Source organism: Corynebacterium glaucum (assembly GCF_030408855.1).
In the GTDB taxonomy this organism is placed as follows: Bacteria; Actinomycetota; Actinomycetes; order Mycobacteriales; family Mycobacteriaceae; genus Corynebacterium; species Corynebacterium glaucum.
In genome coordinates, this window is record NZ_CP047358.1 from 1,822,637 (window position 1) to 1,837,282 (window position 14,646).

Genomic DNA, 14,646 nt, shown 5'->3' on the forward strand with positions numbered 1-14,646 from the left:
GTCTTAACTTACGCCTTCGCCTCGGTGCGCTCTTTCACCTCATTGCGCAACAACACACGCAGCGCCGCAACAAGCTGTGCATCAGAGGCAGCGTCAAGCGCCGCGACCACCTCGCCGGCGGCCTCTTCCGCCCCGTCGAAATCACTCTCCAACCCGAGGGCGTCGGCAAGCTTCTCTTCCAGCGGGCGCTCGGTACGCTTCGCATCCAACGCGGTGATGTAGCGCCCGCCGAAGTTCAGCGCCACAGCCAAGATCGGCGCGATCACCGCCGCCACCAGCATGCCGCCGTAGAGCATGCCGAAGTGGTTGAACACCAGCATCACCACGCTGGCCGCGATCGCGGGTAGGACGTACATCTTCTGCTCCGTGAACAGCGACGGAATCCGCCGCAGCACCACGTCACGCACCAGCGTGCCGCCAATCGCGGTGATAATCGCCAGGATCACGCACGGCACCCAGTTCAGCCCGTTAGCCAGCGCTTTCAGGGTTCCGCCGACGGCCCACACCCCGATCGTGGTCAAGTCGGCATAGAACCTAAACGTCTCCCACGCCTTGCCTCTGAGGTCCACAAGGTACGCGAACAACGCTCCCGCGGTGGCGGTGATGATGTAGCCGGGGTGGGTAAGTGCGGCGGCCGGGCCGTCGTTAAGTACTGCGTCCCTGATCAGCCCTCCTGAAAGGGAAGAGATCAGGGCGACGAACGCGAACCCGATGATGTCAAAGTTCATCCGCTTGGCAATCGTGCCGCCGATGGTGGCCGCGAGCCCCACGCCGGTGTATTCCAGCACGAAGAACAATGTCTGCACGTTTTCGGACAATTCCATTGCCCGGATGCTAGTCGCGCAGCTAGCGCAACGCCTCCCAGATCGCCGTGTTCGTTTCCTGCCACAGCGGCTTCGCCCAGTCGCCGAACTCGCGGTCCGTCAGCGCCACCATCGCCTGCCCATCAGCCACCCACAGGTACGTGCCCGCCATGCCGAAGTGGCCGCAGGTCTCCGGCGGCATCCCGTCGCCGGTCCAGTGCGGCGATTTCTCGCCCTTCAGCTCAAAGCCCAGGCCCCAGGGACACGGTTTTTGCATCCCGTAACCAGGCACAACGCCGCGCAGGTCGCCGAACTGGTTCGTCCGCGCCTCGCGCACGGTCTGCGCACTCAGCAGGGTCGGTTCCAGCACCTCTTGCGCAAAGCGGAGCAAATCACTTAACGACGCCTCCGTCCCATGCCCAGCACTTCCCACCAGCCGAGTCGAATCCATTTGCAAGGGGGCGAAGACCCCCTCTGCCAGGTAGTCCGGGAAGGCGATGCCGGTGGTCTCCTCGACAAACTCGGCGAGGATCTCGTAACCGGCGGAGGAGTAGATGCGCCGCTCCCCCACCGGCTTTTGGGGTTCGCGCGAGTCAAAGCCGACGCCCGAGGCGTGCGCCAGGAGGTGGCGAACGGTGGCTCCTTCGGGGGCGTTGGACGGGGCGTCGTCAAGCTCAAAAGCTCCCTCCTCGACGGCCATGAGCACACCGTATGCCGAGAGAAGCTTGGTCACACTCGCCAGCTCGAAGACACGGTCCGGGTCGCCGAAAGTCGCTTCATGCTTGCCGACGAGTCCCGCCGCCACGTTGTCGACCGGCCATTTTGCAAGGTGCTGTTCGAGGATCTCCACGCGCCCGATCCTAGCTATCGCGTCGTTGGCTCATCGACCTAGTTGACTTAGATATCCGGCGTGCCAGGCGTGTCAGGCGCGCCGGGAGCATCGCGGCGCAGCCGCTGCCAGCGCCGCGTGAGCCACCACGTCAACAGCACAAGCAAACCTGCGAACAACCCCGGCCAGATCGCAGGCTCGGGGCTGAACAGGTTCAGCACCGCCTGGATCACGGCGAGGAACGCGAAGAACCCGAGAAAGCCGATGAAGGCCTGGTAGGTGAGGTCGGTGCGCTGGTTCACGCTGGCAGTCTAACCCGTGCTCGGCCACGGCGTTCGGCCACGGCGATTTAGCACCGCGCACCGCCGCGGCAACACCTACCTGCAACAATGGGGCCCATGACCATCCCCGAATCCCTCGCCAAAGACCAACTCGACCAAATCCTTAAGGATGCGATGGAACTGGTGGAGCGTGAGTCGCCGTCGACAAGCAAGGCCCACCTCGATGAGACCCTCGACGGACTGCTGGCGCTGACCCGCGAGCGACTCGGCGAGCCGGACCACTTCGAGCGGCTCCCGCACGAGGACAAGGGCGATACCGCGGTGCTGACGTACAACGGCACGCAGGACGCGAACGTGCAGCTCGTGGGGCATTACGACACCGTGTGGCCGGTGGGCACGCTCGCCGAATGGGACCCGCCGGCCGTCGACGCAAACGAGGATCCGCGCGAGCGCCTCTCCGGCCCCGGCCTCTACGACATGAAGATCGGACTCGCGCAGACGATCTGGGCGCTGAAGCTGCTCAACGACTCCGACACGCCGCGCCCGACCGTGACCATCATCTTCAACGGTGACGAGGAAATCGGCTCGCCGACTTCGTCTCCCACCATTCGCGCCCACGCTCGCGAGGCCACCGCCGCATTCGTCATGGAGGCGCCCGCGGCCGGCGGCAAGGTGAAGGTGGGCCGCAAGGGCATCGGCAACATTCAAGTCACGGCGGCGGGCATCGAAGCGCACGCGGGCCTCGAACCGGAAAAGGGCGCGAGCGCGATCACCGGGCTCATGGAATGGTGCCTCGAGGCGGTCAAACTCGCCGACCCGGACGCCGGCCGCACCATCAACGTTGGGCTCATCGAGGGCGGCACCAGCGCAAACGTCACCGCCGGTCGCGCCACAGCCACCCTCGACATCAGGCACTGGGACAAGGAAGAGCCTTCGCTTATCGACGCCTCGTTAGACCGCATTTCCATCTCCGACGAACGCGTTTCCATCGCGGTGGATCGCGACTGGGGTCGCCCGCCGATGCCGACTACCGAGGGGATCGAGCGCCTTTTCGCGCTGCTGCAGGCCGAGGCGGAGGCGATGGGCCGCGAGTTAGATAGCGCGAAGGTGGGCGGCGGCTCAGACGCGAACTTCATCGCGGACGAGGGCACGCCGGTGATCTGCGGGATGGGCGCGGACGGCGGCGGGGCGCACGCCCGCCACGAGTTCATCTACCCGGATTCGGTGCCGTTCTTCACCACCCTGCTGGCCAACGGCATCGCCGCCGTCGGCCGGGAGTGGAGCTAGCGGCCGATCTCAGCCGGCGTGCAAATGTGGGCGTTTGTGGTGTAGCCGTCATAGTTGAGGATTTCCCAGCGCCCGTTGCGGAAGATGAAGTGCACGGTTTCGCTCGTCCCGATTGCCCCAGCGGTGGCGAACTGGCCGTCGCAGTAGACCACGGTGGTTCCCTGCTTGCCCGGCCAATGGGCAACTACGCGGTCGAATTCGGCTGGGGCACAGTTCCCGCGCTTGGCTGGAAAGCCGGGAATCGCAGGAAGCGGGGGCAGGCCTGGAATGGAGATCAGGCCTTGTTGGACAGCAAGATAAGCACCACCGCGGACTATGGCGAGCACACCGAGTGCGGCAGCGGCACCGGTTGCAACGGAGGAGCCCTCGGCCGCGGTGGCGGTTGGAAGGTGTGCACCGGATGGTGAGATAACGGAGGCGATGGTCAAGGCGGCAGCCGCAGTCACGGCGAGCAGTGGCTTTTTCATAGACAGCAAACTAGCTCGATCCCACGCTCTCTGCACCGAGTGTTAAGTTTCCGTTATTGGAGTTTTAAGGTGAGGCGATCTCTTCAGGTGTGCAGTGCAAAAGTTGCCGCGTGAACTCCTCCGGTCCGCCCATCTCGCTGATCCGGTACCCGTTGTAACAGGGGTACCCAGATGGATGGCTGAAGCCATCGGGCGAGATGGCGTGCCACTGTCCGTTTTGCCAGTTAAAGTGCACCACCCAATCGGTGCCGTTGGCGCCTGCGGTGGCGAAAAGGCCATCGCAATAACTAACCGATGTGCCCAGCGGCGCGGGCCAGCCATCGACCACAGCGTCGAACTCCGCCGAATCGCATGACCCTTGGTTCGGTGTAACCTCAGGTACGCCCATATCATAGCCTGCTTGGGCGATTGCATCCGGCAGGGCGACTAGGCCGTTGGTTACAGCGAGGTACGCGCCTCCGCCAATAACACCCAGGAGCGCCAGGACCACCGTCACGCCAGTGAGGGTATCGTCCGATTCCTCCGACCCTTCAATTTCCGCGCTGCTGGGCTCTGCGCTGCCGACCTCGGAGCTGCCAGGCTCATCACCGTCGATTTCAGCGCCGCCAGGCTCAGCGCCGCCGATTTCATCGCCGCCGACCTCGTTTTCATCGCCGCCGAAATTGGGCGAGAGTGGCTCCACACCATCAGCAACAGTACTGTCACCGGCACTCGGGCTGTAGTCCTCAGCTACAGAGACCAGGTCAGCGATTTCGTCGTTAGTAGCGGCGTGAGCTACCAACGTCGAAGCGGAAAGCGCCGCCGCGGTAGCCACAGCGAGAATCGGCCTGTTCATAGATTTCACAATAACCGCCCCTTGCGGAAATGTACACCCAATTTGAAGCCTTTTAACAGGGGCGCGGGAAAACACTGCGACCGCATGCGAAAGAACGGTCGATGTTTTGTAAGGTGCCTACCGTGCAGTGCCCCGCAACGGAAAGTGTGCCCCGATGACCGGTTCAACCAAAGTCACCGCCGACGACGCCCAGAATGGCCGCGGTAAGGACACCAAACGCAACGACGCAAAGCGCAAAGACGCAAAACGCGACGACAAGAAACGCAACGATAAGAAGCAGAAGAACGAAGGCACCCAAAGCGGCGTGCTCGGCTGGATCGAAAAGGTCGGCAACAAGCTGCCCGAGCCGTTCTGGCTCTTCGTCATTCTTGGCATCATCACCGTCGCCTCCTCCTGGATTGGCAACCGCATCGGTATGCAGGCGACCAACCCAGGCAATGGAGAGACCGTCCAGGTCGAGAACCTTCTCACCGGCGAGTACATCTCCAAAATGGTCACCGATGCGGTGCAAAACTTCATCGCGTTCCCTCCGCTCGGCGTGATCCTCACCGTGATGCTGGGCGTGGCCGTCGCGGAGCACTCCGGCCTGCTCTCGGCGATGATCCGCGCGATGGTGGCCAAGGTCAGCCCGCGGATGCTCACCTTCATGGTGGCGCTGGCAGGTGTGACCGGCTCCATCGCTTCCGACGCGATCTTCGTCATCATCGTCCCGCTCGGTGCGATGGCCTTCCACGCCGTGGGCCGCTCGCCCCTGGTGGGCACGATGGTCGGTTTCGCCGCGGCCGCCGGTGGCTTCAACGCCTCGCTGATCCTGAATATCACCGACCTGCTGCTCGCCGGCATCTCCACCACCGGCGCGAACATCATCGACCCCAACTACGAGGTCTCCCCGCTGGCGAACATCTTCTTCGTCATCCCCTCCGCCATCGTCTTGGCAATCCTGATCACGGTGCTCACAGAGCTGTTCACAGAGAAGCGCATGGAGCACATGCACGAGGACGAGGACATCGTCGACGAAGAACTTGACCTGGACAAGGCAGGTGAAGACAGCGACGAAGACAACGACAAAGCAGAACGACAGCACCTCCGACCAAGACCTCACCCTCACCGACATCGAGTCGAAGGGTCTGAAGTGGTCCGGCATCGCGCTGCTGGCATTCTTCGTGGCTTACTTCGCACTGCTTTTCATCCCGGGTTCGCCGTTCGCGCGCCCAGAAGAAGGCTTCATGGAGTCGCCGCTCATCCGCTCCATCGCGGTGCCCATCGCGCTGATGTTCTTCGTTGTCGGCATCGTCTACGGCTTGGTCACCAAGTCCATCACCGGCTGGAGCGACGTCCCCGAGTTCATGACCAAGGGCATTACCACCCTGGTGCCAATCCTGGTGCTCTTCTTCGCTGTGGCGCAGTTCCTCGCCTGGTTCCAGTGGTCCAACCTGGGCAGCTGGACCGCCATCAAGGGCGCGGAGCTGCTGCAGCGCTGGGACCTGCCCACCGTGGTCCTTTTCTTCGGCTTCGTCATCATGGTCGCGTTCGTGAACCTGTTCATTACATCCGGCTCCGCACAATGGGCGCTGATGGCCCCGATTCTGGTGCCGATGATGATGCTCGTCGGCGTCTCCCCCGAGGTCTCCCAGATGCTCTTCCGCATCGGCGACTCCGCATCCTCCATCATCACCCCGATGTCCCCGTACTTCGCACTCACGCTCACGTTCATGCAGAAGTACTACAAGAAGGCCGGTGTGGGCACGCTCATCTCCATGGCGCTGCCCTACTTCTTCACCATCCTCATCGGCTGGTTCGCCTTCTTCCTCATCTGGTACTACCTGGGCATTCCACTCGGCCCGGGCGCCCCAATGACCTACGAGGTCTAAGCAGGAGCTTTTGCTTGACGACGATTGCGCCGGTACCACAGCAACGCCGCCCCAAACAGCACCTGCGCTAACCCGAGAACTACCCACGTCAGGCTGTTCAGCTCCAGCGGGTAGATCAGACTCAGCACGGCGAGCATCAGGTGCATGCCGCCGTGCGAGCCCGCCGCCCACCAGAAGCTGCCGAAGGTGTAGACCAGCGCAGCGCCGAGAATGGACATGCCGAGCGGCACGGTGAGGTACAGGATGTGGTCGAGCGCGCTGGTCTGCCCGCCGGACGACGTCAGGTGCGGAAGTGTGAACGCTGCGGTAGTCCACGCAATGGTGAGGGCTTCGCGGTGGCGGGTGACGTCGAAAAGCCATCCGCGAAAAATGAGCTCCTCCGGGATGCCTTGGAGCAAATAGGACCGGACGAGGATCCAAACGACCACTGCTGCCAGCGGCACGCCCTCTGCGTCCTCGATTGCCGGCCCGCGGCCTTGGACCGCAGCCAGAATCACCCAGCCCACCACCATCGGCACCGCGACAATCAGGGTGCCGCCGATCAGTCCACGTGCTCCGGACCAGTCGATGCGTGAACGCTCGACCCACCGCACCCAAGCGGTGACAAACGCGACGATGACGGCGGGAGTAAGACAAAACAGCACAGCTTCGACCAGCGGCGAGTCACCCGCAAGTTGATGGAGTGGCACGCGGATCAGGTTCGCGCCCAACAGCAGCGCGATGGCGATGACGGTACGCAGAGCAAGACCCCACGCGTTGACAGGAATTCTCGGTTTCATAGCTGTTCAACCTAAGTTGCGGTTGGAGCGGCGGGAAGTGGATGCGGTCACGAGAATTAGTGACCAGAGTCATGGGTCGTGCCAGGTAGCTTTGACTCCATGAACGCCCCGTCTCGCAGCCACCTCTACTTGCTGGACAGCATTCTGATCTTGGTCGTACTGCTCTATCTCAACTACGGCCCAACCGCGCTCGCTGCGGGTCGGACCATCCTCGTGGTCGCAGCGTGTACCGCCCTTTCCTGGATGATGTGGCGCCGGACGGAGCACTCGTTAGCTGCCCTCGCATTCGCATGCAGTGCGTTCGCCCTGTTCCAGACCGCGAACAACCTGATCAGCGCGATTGTGCTGTGGTGCGCCATCGTGGCGCTGCGATTGAGCACGGGAACCTGGGCTGCCTACTGCTACGCCGGGCTCATCGCCGCAGCCAACTTCACCGCGCAGGTAGCCCTACACCAGGTGCCTGTGCGAATCATCGCCGAAACCGTGACAGCCGCGGTGGTCGGCGTCGTAGGAATCAACCTTGCAAACACCATCGTCCGCCAGCGCGGGTACGAGCAGGAGTTGCAAGAGATGGCGTTCGTGCGCGAGCGGCAGCGCATCGCCGCCTCGCTTCACGACGGCCTGGGCCACCGCCTCACCACCATCGGCATGAGCCTCGACTACGCGCAACGAGTGCGCGACCCAGACAAAGCGCGCGCGGAGATCGCACGTGCCCGCGCCGATGTCTCTACAGCGCTGGATGAGATGCGCGCGACCGTGCGCGCAATGAAACCCACGTTCTCACCGGACGAGGGCATCGAAGCGTCGCTTGCCCAACTCGCGGACTCCTTCGCAACCACCTCGCTGGACGTGCGCTTCACCCGAGGCCAGCCCGCGAAGTTCACGAACGAAGAAAGTCTGCTCCTACTGCACTTTGTGCAGGAATCGCTGACGAACGTGCTCCGGCACGCGAACGCGTCACGGGTGGACATTCACCTCGATGCCCGCACGCTCTCCGTCGCGGACAATGGGACGGGCAATACGGCACCGGAGTCCTACGGGATTTCGTCGTTACGCGAGCGCGCCCAAGCCCTGGGCGGCACCGTTACCACCGACGCTCACGGCGGCATCGACGGCGGGTTCCGGATTGCATTGCACCTGAAGGAGAAACGATGGCCACCACTGCCCTTCTGATCGACGACCACGACATGCTGCTTCGCGGGTTGAGCCTGATTCTGGAAACCAGCGACGACGTCGAAGTCGCCGCGACCTCCACCGACGGTTCCAAAGCCCTACAGCTGGCGCTCGAGTTCAACGTTGATGTCGTCGTCACCGATGCTGCAATGCCCGGCACTGACGGCCTGGCAGTGGTGCAAGCTTGCAGCCCGCACGTACCCGTGCTGGTGCTCACCACCTTCGATGACGCCGCCTTGGTGAAGCAGCTTCTTGATGCCGGCGCTTCCGGCTACGTCCTCAAAGACGTCTCCCCGGAAGAGTTGATCCGGGCAATCGTCGCTGTGGCCCAAGGCGGCATGATCCTCGATCCCCGCATCGCCCGGCACGCCGTGGAGAACCCGCAGCTGGCAATCCTCACCCCCACCGAGCGCAAGGTTGCGGAATCGGTTGCCCGCGGCCTGAACAATCAAGAGATCGCGGAGACCCTTTTCCTCGCCGAGGGCACGGTCAAAAATCACGTCTCTGCACTCCTGCGCAAACTCGAAGCCCGCGACCGGACGGTTCTGGCACTCCGTTTAGCCAAGGCGCTCGGCCTCTGAGCCACCCATCACCACAGGCTGCGGCCAAACGGTGTGTCCTCCGCCGCCGGGAAGAGCGCCAGTCCCCACACCCCCACCGCAACAGCGACCGCCACCAGCACCCACCACCACGCACCACTAGGCCTCGCAAACCAGCGGTCCGCCACCAGCCACACCAACCCGGGCGCCAGCAAGGCCACGCCGGCAAACGCCAAAGATCGCCAGTCCACCGCCCGCGGCGCGGTCAACAGCAGTACGACCCCAAACGCCACAGCCGCACCTGCCACCGAGTACGGACGCGATCCGCGTGCGAGAAAGAACCTCATGGCCTCAGCGTAACACCGCCCGAAAACCCAGCCTGCCTGCCGATTTTGGATTCCGCACCCCAGGCATTACTCTTACTAACCGTTGCAAATACAGCAGCACATATTCCTCCATAGCTCAGTTGGCAGAGCATTCGACTGTTAATCGAAGGGTCACTGGTTCGAGCCCAGTTGGAGGAGCAAAAAGCTTATCGACGCCCCGTTGGACGAAAATCCCCAACGCGGGCGTTTGCACTTAGGTAGCGCTGGCAAAGCGAAGCCTCTAAGACTTGGACTATGGAGTCAGAATCAACTTCCGGATTCGAGTTTCTTAGCACCAAGCCAAAGTTCTCAGGCAACAAGGTTAAGAAGCTGGGCAGGTTTTTCGCTGGCAGAGATGATGCTCCGGAGGAGAGTAACGAGATCCTAGAGTGGTACGACACTCTCGCAGAAAACACGGCCTTTGCTAGTTATGAGTTCGCCCGGGCATTCTTGGAATTTCAAATCGGGAACCCATCGATTACTCCGTCCTACAGGGTGAAAACTCGCACTACGATCCGTGAGAAGATCGAACGCGACAACATCCAGCTTTCCCAGATGTGGGATTTCGCGGGCGTACGTCTGACCGTCAACTGCTTGCATACCGAGCTACGGATGCTCGCACACGAGATGAAGCGGCAGATAGAAGCCAGTGGAGCCTCAGTCAACGAGAGGGATTACATCGGGCGCCCACAGAAAGGTTACCGGGCCATCCACCTCCTCATTACCGCTGAAGCTGGTCGTGTCGAAGTGCAGTTGCGCACCGTTTTGCAATCGGAGTGGGCAAACGCCTACGAAAGGGTGGCGGATCTAACTGGACGACGGATTCGTTACGAGGAAAATTACGTCCCAGACGATGCTGAGCTAGCTGAACTCGTCGAACAAATGAAAGATCTTTCGGGAAAGATCCATTATTTGGAACGAAACCAAGAATCCGTTCAACGCCAAAACACTGTCATCGCCCGCTCGATCCTCACGGAACCCCCGGTGATGGCCCTCCCTCCCGAGTTTCATCTTCTCCGTTCAAAGAGTCTTGAGCTGGTCGCGGAACGAGAAAAGTTGCGCGCGATCGAGGCTGAGGAAACATTGAATCTGATTTCTAATCTGCGTAGCATTCAGGAAACCTTGGGTTTCAGCAGATCGTGAAGGAGGAACAGAGAATGAATCACTTCCTAGTGGTGTTCAATCGCGCTACAGGACACTCCGAGGTCTCCGAATTTCACGACCGCGCTGACGCTATCAACGAGCGCATTCGACTTGAAACCGAGATAGACAACCCGGCCACTGAGATTGTGGTAATCGGCTCACCTTCAATCGAAGATCTGAGATTGACCCATTCCCGGTACTTCCGCCCTGAAGACCTACCTATCGCGCCGCTGGTAGAGCAAGGGTACAGACCCATCCAGACCACCGTAATTTGATCTCACTGACCCCAGTTGCAAGCACCGCCCCGTTGGCCCCACATCCCCAACGCGGGCGTTTTTCATTTCTTCTGCGCCCGCAGCTCTAATCCATCCAGTGCGATGTCGATGAGGCTTGACGTTAACTGCTCCCCAGCCAGCGGCAAGGGAGCTCCCGCAGGCAGCGGTCGTGTAATCACACCAAGCCCCATGTGAAACTCCAGCGGGTCGAGGTCAGCAGGACACAGCCGCGCCTTCTTCGCGGGCGCCAGGAGGCGGTCGTAAACGTCCCGGATTTCCGCCATTCGGCTTTCAACCAATTGCCCCCGGCGCGAAAGTGTCTCGGGGTTCTGCATCGTGTCGGTGATAATCGCCTGCGCAACTACCGCGGGCTGCAGGTTGCCAATCTCATGGACTGCGCCGCGCCAGGCCGACCTGGCATCGCTGCCAAACTCCCCCAGGTGCCTCTCGACGATCTCGTTAATGTCGGCCGCAGCCTGCGCACCGATGGCGTCAAGAAGCTCAATGCGTTCGGGGAAATGACGCGAGGCCGTAGCAACCCCCACCGAGGCGGCTTTGGCGATGGTGCGCAGCGAGACGCCGGGGCCTTCGTCGATAAGCAATTGGCGAGCTGCGGCCACGATGGCCTCGCGATTGTCGGCTGCATCTTGTCTCATGCTTGACACTCTACCAAGTGGAACACTATGTTCTACTTACGTAAGTAAAACATACCGTTCCACTTAGGAGCTCGTCATGAGTACCGCCACCACCCGTAAACAACCCCCAGCCATAACAAAGGCCATCGGCGCAATCGTCGGAATCCCCATCGCAATCGGCCTGATGCTGTTCGCCTTCCTGGCACCGAACTTCGCTTCCGGGCCGGAAGGCGTACCCATCGCTATTGCCGCACCCGAACCAATGGTCACGCAGCTCACCCAAAACCTCGGCGAGGATGGCCCCGACATCACCGTCTACGACTCAGATGCTGACGTCGTCTCTGCGGTCGAACACCGCGAAGCCGTCGGCGGCATGGTCATCACCCCGGCCGGCGCAACGGTGTACACCGCCTCCGGCAACGGCGCGCCGTACACCCAGATGATGGAAGGCATGGCCGCACGGCTAGAGGCCCAGGGCATGGAAGTCGCCCGGGAAGACTTGGCACCTACCTCAAGCGAGGACCCGCAGGCCTCCGGACTCGCAGTGCTCGGCCTGCCGCTGGCGTTCGGCGGCATCATTTCCGCAGCTGTCGCCACCTTCGCGTTCCGCGGCAATAAATGGGCAAAGCTGGGAGTGCTTGTCGGCATCGCCGCACTCGGCTCCCTCGTGGCAACGTGGATGCTGCATTCCGTCTACGGCACTCTCACCGGTAGCTTCGGGATGGAGTGGCTCGCAGTCTCGCTGGGCATTCTCGCTACCTCACTGCTGACCACGGGTCTCGCGGCCATCATCGGCACTGCAGGTGTGGCGATCGGTGCGATCCTGACCATCTTCGTCGCCAACCCTCTCTCCGGCTTAGCTACCGGCCCATGGCTCTTGCCGGCCGGCTGGTCGACGCTGGGCCAATGGATGCCCATCGGCGCGACCGGACACCTCGTACGCTCCCTCTCCTTCTTCGACGGCCTCGGCGCCCAGCAAGCTTGGTGGGTGCTCGCCATCTGGATCGTGGCAGGCTTCGCGCTACTCCTGCTGGATCGCTCCAAGCGCGCAGCTCAAGTCGAGGGCTAAAAAGCTTATCGACGCCCCGTTGGACCCACATTCCAACGCGGGCGTCTTTCACTATTGGCGCTAGCTGAAACGCTCCCCTCACATCGTGCGATACCCTGACTGAGAGCCTCATCACATCGCACTCTAAGGAGCTACCAATGAACACCATCAAGCGCACCGCATTCACCGCCGCCGCCGCTGCTGCCCTCACCGCCACTTCCTTCAGCGCCCTGCCCGCCAACGCGCAGCCCATGGATGCCAAACTCTTCACCAACTCCGCGAACACCGTGCGCTGCGAGATCATCACCAACGACGGCAAGACCTTCACCCTCTGCACCAGCGACATCGGACGCGAGAAACAGCCGGAGTGCAACCCGCCAAACGAGCTCGTCCCGTCCGTGTACATCTACCCGAACGCGATCGACGTTGCGTGCTGGAACCAAGGCTTCGGTGGTGAACCCGTTGCTCTCAAGCCCTTCCAGATCCAGCGCCACGGTAGCGCCACGGTAATCCCGAGCCCCACTGGCGACCTCTACGTCTTCGACTCCTCCAAGTTCACCCTCATTCGCGCAGGCAAGGCCAACAGCGTCATCTTCAGCCTCCGGTAGATACGCAGAGCACAAATCGCCGATGAGCCCGCGAGGAACATCTTCAGCCGAACCTCTGCAGCGGTTGCCGCCATCACCGTGACGCCCGTCGCGTTTGCTACTGCACCTGCGGCGGCGCAACAGCTGAGCAACGCCAGGTTCTACTCCAGCGCCGCTAACATTGTGCGCTGGCGCATCGCCACCGAGGGCGGCAAGACCTACACCATGTGAATGTACCCCACCACATGAACTCATCCCGCGCGTTGGAATCGAACCGAACTGGGTAGGTGCCGCCTGCAGGAACCAGGGCTTCGGCATGGAGCCAATCCCACTCAAGCCGCTCCAGATTCGTCGCCACGGTAGCGCCACTGTCATCCCCGGCCTTCAGCGGCGATCTTTACGCCTTTGACATCACCAAGCTCGCCATCATCCGCGCAGGCAAAGCCACCAGCGTGATCTTCAGCTTCGGGTAGTTCCTCCAGAACCGTCGGCTTCAATGGGCAGGTGCCATTCAGAGAGACCGGTGATTTACTGTAGGTAGTAACCGAAAGTCAGTACAACCAGAGGAGCGATGTTGACTAAACGAATAGTAGGTGTCTACGGAAACAAACCTAGCTTGCCTTACAGCTTTCCTCTGGCGTTTCCAGAGAATGCAGGAAACATGATCCACGCCCGAGCACCGTTGCAAATGCTCCCGGACAACGCGGTCGAATTCTTCACCGGAGACTGGCGACTGTTAGCCGACGGATCATTCGCGGAGTTTGTGAATAAACGATGCGACGGATTGATCGTGACGATGGCTAACACCATCAGAACCAATGACGAAGACGGATCCCTCTACTCTCGATTCCAGAGGATGCTCGAGCAGTACACGGTACCCCTTACTGTGTTTGGCCTGGGTTCGCGCTCCGCAACCGAAGATCTCGACCAAATCTCTCTCACTCCGGAAGCTGTCGAACTTCTGCAGTATCTGGAAGACCGAGCTGCCCCCATTGGAGTAAGAGGTGAGTTTACAGCCAAACTATTACGGCTTAAGGCCGGAGTAGAAGACGTCGTGATCACCGGCTGCCCGTCGTTCTACTCGGAACCAGACGCGTTTCAGCGGCTACAAAGGCAATTACGCAATCCCGAACCCGGAGTTACGACCTTCTCAGGCACCCAATTTAAACGGCATGAGGAACTGACGTGGTTAGTGAACATTGCGAAAAGTGACGGTTACCTCATTGAACCCGTATCGAGATTCCATCACCGGGCCCACCTCACCGCAATAAAAGGAAAGCCCTTTGCGGTCCCTCCGCATCTGAGAAAGGTGCCAGCTTCCGAAGTCTCCTCGGCCCAACTAGTTGATCTTTTCAAGAATCGTTATCGCCTTTTCCACAACCCCGACGATTGGATTGATTTCAACAAAAAAGTTGTAGCCTTCGGGTTTGGAACAAGGTTCCATGTAAACATGGCAACCTTGCTAGCCGGGAAGCCTGCACTCTGGGTTACGCACGACAGCAGAACCAGGGAACTAGTCGATTTCCTTAACCTACCCAGCGTTAGCCTGGCCGAACTCGAAGGCCAGACGCTCAAGGACCTTCCCAACTTGGCTGCATACGACTCAATGTTCGAGCGTCTTGAAGACCGATTTGATAACTGGGCGAACTACATGGAGGCACATGACCTCCCTTATCGTCGCCCGGATCTAAAGCTCTCGTAAATCCAAGAAGCTTAATGCGTTGTGTTA

At 61.1% G+C, this 14,646-nt stretch carries 17 protein-coding genes, 1 tRNA gene and 1 pseudogene; 11 read left to right on the plus strand and 8 right to left on the minus strand.

The genetic code is table 11. From position 1 onward, the window contains the following. Positions 1-8: 8 nt before the first annotated feature. Genes CGLAUT_RS08815 through CGLAUT_RS08825 form a run of 3 tightly spaced genes read right to left on the minus strand, consistent with a single transcriptional unit; the run spans position 9 to position 1,934 of the window. On the minus strand, positions 9-824 hold the full coding sequence (locus CGLAUT_RS08815; RefSeq protein ID WP_095660398.1) for a trimeric intracellular cation channel family protein: 816 nt from the start codon (positions 822-824) through the stop codon (positions 9-11). 22 nt (positions 825-846) lie between these two features. Next, entirely contained in the window at positions 847-1,653 is an 807-nt protein-coding gene (locus tag CGLAUT_RS08820; protein ID WP_095660399.1) for a serine hydrolase domain-containing protein, read from the minus strand. 47 nt (positions 1,654-1,700) lie between these two features. After that, entirely contained in the window at positions 1,701-1,934 is a 234-nt protein-coding gene (locus CGLAUT_RS08825; RefSeq protein WP_290184679.1) for a PEP-CTERM sorting domain-containing protein, read from the minus strand. A gap of 96 nt (positions 1,935-2,030) precedes the next feature. Between CGLAUT_RS08825 and CGLAUT_RS08830 the strand changes: the two genes are divergently transcribed. Next, on the plus strand, positions 2,031-3,200 hold the full coding sequence (locus CGLAUT_RS08830) for a M20 family metallopeptidase (RefSeq protein ID WP_290184681.1): 1,170 nt from the start codon (positions 2,031-2,033) through the stop codon (positions 3,198-3,200). Here the strand turns inward: CGLAUT_RS08830 and CGLAUT_RS08835 are convergent. Together CGLAUT_RS08835 and CGLAUT_RS08840 are read right to left on the minus strand one after the other, a co-directional pair. After that, positions 3,197-3,667, minus strand: a complete 471-nt coding sequence (locus tag CGLAUT_RS08835; RefSeq protein WP_290184683.1) for a hypothetical protein — start codon at positions 3,665-3,667, stop codon at positions 3,197-3,199. The genes CGLAUT_RS08830 and CGLAUT_RS08835 overlap by 4 nt on opposite strands. Before the next feature lie 64 nt (positions 3,668-3,731). Beyond that, positions 3,732-4,502 (minus strand): hypothetical protein, encoded by a 771-nt coding sequence (locus CGLAUT_RS08840; RefSeq protein WP_290184685.1) that lies wholly within the window; start codon positions 4,500-4,502, stop codon positions 3,732-3,734. A 154-nt stretch (positions 4,503-4,656) separates the two neighbouring features. Here CGLAUT_RS08840 and CGLAUT_RS08845 point away from each other — a divergent pair. Further along, positions 4,657-6,373: pseudogene (locus tag CGLAUT_RS08845) on the plus strand (AbgT family transporter). Here CGLAUT_RS08845 and CGLAUT_RS08850 read toward each other — a convergent pair. After that, on the minus strand, positions 6,370-7,152 hold the full coding sequence (locus CGLAUT_RS08850) for a CPBP family intramembrane glutamic endopeptidase (protein ID WP_290184687.1): 783 nt from the start codon (positions 7,150-7,152) through the stop codon (positions 6,370-6,372). The pseudogene CGLAUT_RS08845 and the gene CGLAUT_RS08850 sit on opposite strands and share 4 nt — an antisense overlap. A gap of 99 nt (positions 7,153-7,251) precedes the next feature. Here CGLAUT_RS08850 and CGLAUT_RS08855 point away from each other — a divergent pair, with 99 nt between their 5' ends. Together CGLAUT_RS08855 and CGLAUT_RS08860 are read left to right on the plus strand one after the other, a co-directional pair. Then, a complete protein-coding gene (locus CGLAUT_RS08855; RefSeq protein WP_290184688.1) occupies positions 7,252-8,325 on the plus strand; it encodes a sensor histidine kinase in 1,074 nt (357 codons plus the stop codon). Then, positions 8,304-8,906 carry a response regulator gene (locus CGLAUT_RS08860; protein ID WP_290184689.1) on the plus strand — a complete coding sequence of 201 codons (603 nt, stop codon included), beginning with the start codon at positions 8,304-8,306 and terminating at the stop codon, positions 8,904-8,906. The genes CGLAUT_RS08855 and CGLAUT_RS08860 overlap by 22 nt, the downstream gene beginning before the upstream one ends. Before the next feature lie 8 nt (positions 8,907-8,914). Here the strand turns inward: CGLAUT_RS08860 and CGLAUT_RS08865 are convergent, their stop codons facing one another. Next, a complete protein-coding gene (locus CGLAUT_RS08865) occupies positions 8,915-9,211 on the minus strand; it encodes a hypothetical protein (protein WP_290184691.1) in 297 nt (98 codons plus the stop codon). A gap of 104 nt (positions 9,212-9,315) precedes the next feature. Between CGLAUT_RS08865 and CGLAUT_RS08870 the strand changes: the two genes are divergently transcribed. From CGLAUT_RS08870 to CGLAUT_RS08880, 3 genes are all read left to right on the plus strand, one after another. Then, positions 9,316-9,388: transfer RNA gene (locus CGLAUT_RS08870), tRNA-Asn, on the plus strand. A 96-nt stretch (positions 9,389-9,484) separates the two neighbouring features. After that, the gene (locus CGLAUT_RS08875; protein WP_290184693.1) at positions 9,485-10,372 is read left to right on the plus strand and encodes a RelA/SpoT-related domain-containing protein; all 888 of its coding nucleotides are present in this window, start codon (positions 9,485-9,487) and stop codon (positions 10,370-10,372) included. 14 nt (positions 10,373-10,386) lie between these two features. Continuing rightward, positions 10,387-10,647, plus strand: a complete 261-nt coding sequence (locus CGLAUT_RS08880) for a hypothetical protein (protein ID WP_290184694.1) — start codon at positions 10,387-10,389, stop codon at positions 10,645-10,647. A gap of 62 nt (positions 10,648-10,709) precedes the next feature. Here the strand turns inward: CGLAUT_RS08880 and CGLAUT_RS08885 are convergent, their stop codons facing one another. Next, positions 10,710-11,303, minus strand: coding sequence for a TetR/AcrR family transcriptional regulator (locus tag CGLAUT_RS08885; RefSeq protein WP_290184695.1), 594 nt, complete (start codon positions 11,301-11,303; stop codon positions 10,710-10,712). Between the two features lie 76 nt (positions 11,304-11,379). Here CGLAUT_RS08885 and CGLAUT_RS08890 point away from each other — a divergent pair, with 76 nt between their 5' ends. The 4 genes from CGLAUT_RS08890 (at position 11,380) to CGLAUT_RS08905 (ending at position 14,619) form a co-directional block, all read left to right on the plus strand. Further along, the gene (locus tag CGLAUT_RS08890; protein WP_095660411.1) at positions 11,380-12,351 is read left to right on the plus strand and encodes an MATE family efflux transporter; all 972 of its coding nucleotides are present in this window, start codon (positions 11,380-11,382) and stop codon (positions 12,349-12,351) included. 137 nt (positions 12,352-12,488) lie between these two features. Continuing rightward, positions 12,489-12,938, plus strand: a complete 450-nt coding sequence (locus CGLAUT_RS08895; RefSeq protein WP_095660412.1) for a hypothetical protein — start codon at positions 12,489-12,491, stop codon at positions 12,936-12,938. A 78-nt stretch (positions 12,939-13,016) separates the two neighbouring features. Continuing rightward, positions 13,017-13,148 carry a hypothetical protein gene (locus CGLAUT_RS08900; RefSeq protein WP_269768541.1) on the plus strand — a complete coding sequence of 44 codons (132 nt, stop codon included), beginning with the start codon at positions 13,017-13,019 and terminating at the stop codon, positions 13,146-13,148. 340 nt (positions 13,149-13,488) lie between these two features. Next, a complete protein-coding gene (locus CGLAUT_RS08905; RefSeq protein WP_095660413.1) occupies positions 13,489-14,619 on the plus strand; it encodes a polysaccharide pyruvyl transferase family protein in 1,131 nt (376 codons plus the stop codon). The last annotated feature ends 27 nt before the right edge of the window (positions 14,620-14,646 follow it).

What these genes read in the sequence shown, in the direction of transcription:
- CGLAUT_RS08815 (WP_095660398.1), bottom strand. Translation starts at nt 824, where the DNA reads ATGGAATTGTCCGAAAACGTGCAGACATTGTTCTTCGTGCTGGAATAC.
- CGLAUT_RS08830 (WP_290184681.1), top strand. Translation starts at nt 2,031, where the DNA reads ATGACCATCCCCGAATCCCTCGCCAAAGACCAACTCGACCAAATCCTT.
- CGLAUT_RS08835 (WP_290184683.1), bottom strand. Translation starts at nt 3,667, where the DNA reads ATGAAAAAGCCACTGCTCGCCGTGACTGCGGCTGCCGCCTTGACCATC.
- CGLAUT_RS08840 (WP_290184685.1), bottom strand. Translation starts at nt 4,502, where the DNA reads ATGAACAGGCCGATTCTCGCTGTGGCTACCGCGGCGGCGCTTTCCGCT.
- CGLAUT_RS08850 (WP_290184687.1), bottom strand. Translation starts at nt 7,152, where the DNA reads ATGAAACCGAGAATTCCTGTCAACGCGTGGGGTCTTGCTCTGCGTACC.
- CGLAUT_RS08855 (WP_290184688.1), top strand. Translation starts at nt 7,252, where the DNA reads ATGAACGCCCCGTCTCGCAGCCACCTCTACTTGCTGGACAGCATTCTG.
- CGLAUT_RS08860 (WP_290184689.1), top strand. Translation starts at nt 8,304, where the DNA reads ATGGCCACCACTGCCCTTCTGATCGACGACCACGACATGCTGCTTCGC.
- CGLAUT_RS08865 (WP_290184691.1), bottom strand. Translation starts at nt 9,211, where the DNA reads ATGAGGTTCTTTCTCGCACGCGGATCGCGTCCGTACTCGGTGGCAGGT.
- CGLAUT_RS08875 (WP_290184693.1), top strand. Translation starts at nt 9,485, where the DNA reads ATGGAGTCAGAATCAACTTCCGGATTCGAGTTTCTTAGCACCAAGCCA.
- CGLAUT_RS08880 (WP_290184694.1), top strand. Translation starts at nt 10,387, where the DNA reads ATGAATCACTTCCTAGTGGTGTTCAATCGCGCTACAGGACACTCCGAG.
- CGLAUT_RS08885 (WP_290184695.1), bottom strand. Translation starts at nt 11,303, where the DNA reads ATGAGACAAGATGCAGCCGACAATCGCGAGGCCATCGTGGCCGCAGCT.
- CGLAUT_RS08890 (WP_095660411.1), top strand. Translation starts at nt 11,380, where the DNA reads ATGAGTACCGCCACCACCCGTAAACAACCCCCAGCCATAACAAAGGCC.
- CGLAUT_RS08895 (WP_095660412.1), top strand. Translation starts at nt 12,489, where the DNA reads ATGAACACCATCAAGCGCACCGCATTCACCGCCGCCGCCGCTGCTGCC.
- CGLAUT_RS08905 (WP_095660413.1), top strand. Translation starts at nt 13,489, where the DNA reads ATGTTGACTAAACGAATAGTAGGTGTCTACGGAAACAAACCTAGCTTG.